The organism is Streptococcus pluranimalium (assembly GCF_047785705.1).
Classification (GTDB): domain Bacteria; phylum Bacillota; class Bacilli; order Lactobacillales; family Streptococcaceae; genus Streptococcus; species Streptococcus pluranimalium_A.
Genome location: NZ_JBLOJV010000094.1, coordinates 1 through 901 on the forward strand (window position 1 = coordinate 1; position 901 = coordinate 901).

The 901-nt window shown below is 50.2% G+C and carries 1 pseudogene; it reads right to left on the minus strand.

Going from position 1 to position 901, the window contains the following annotated elements:
* Positions 1–901: pseudogene (locus tag ACMZ6Z_RS09460) on the minus strand (hypothetical protein); the annotation flags it as partial.

A 901-nucleotide genomic window follows, 5' to 3' on the forward strand; every position in this document is an offset into this window, starting at 1 on the left:
CTGCTCATGGGTGATGTCTTCGTAAGTGGCGGTTTGCTCTGTACCATCCACCGAGACAATGATCACATAATCCTCACGCAAGGCATCCGCCATCTTAGGATTCTTATCCTGAGCATCTGGAATACCGTCGTTATCATCGTCAGTATCCGTCTTATCTGGCGTACCGTCACCATCAGTGTCACGAAGAACAGTGACTGGAACCGTTGTAACAACTGGTTCGTCGCCATCTTTCTCCACACGAACTGGGACATTAACGGTCTTCTCTTCGTCGTCTCCGTCGAAGGTTGTGGTTGGCGTTCCAACTAATTGACCAGTTGGGTCTACGCTCAAGCCGTCTGTTGGTGTTGATGTGATGGTTGTGCCTGGTTTGTTTGGTGTCACAACGATTTGTCCAGCTTCGACTGGTTGACCAACGACTGCTGGTTTGGTTGGAGCTTTAACCGGTGCGGTGAGTTTATCCGTTGCTTTAGGATTAGTATCCTGATCGTCTGGAATACCGTCGTTGTCGTCGTCGGTGTCATCCTTGTCTGGTTGACCGTCCTTATCGGTGTCACGTTGAACAGTGACTGGAACGAGGATGTCCTTGGTCTCTTGACCTGCTGGCGTTTCAACGACAACCTTAACTGGAACGTTAACGATACGGTCGTTTTCACCTGGTGTCCAATCCGTAATGACTGGTGTACCCGTTAAGTTACCAGTGCCATCAACAGTGATGCCATTGGTTTGGGTACCAGTGATGACTGCGTTTGGTTTGTTTACGACAACTGCTGGACGCGGTGCGATTAACTGACCTTCAACGACTGGCGTGCCATTGGCTGGGCTAAGGGTTACCGTCAAGTCATCTTTGCCTTTCGGATTGTTATCCGCATCGTCTGGGATACCGTCGTTATCGTCGTCGGTG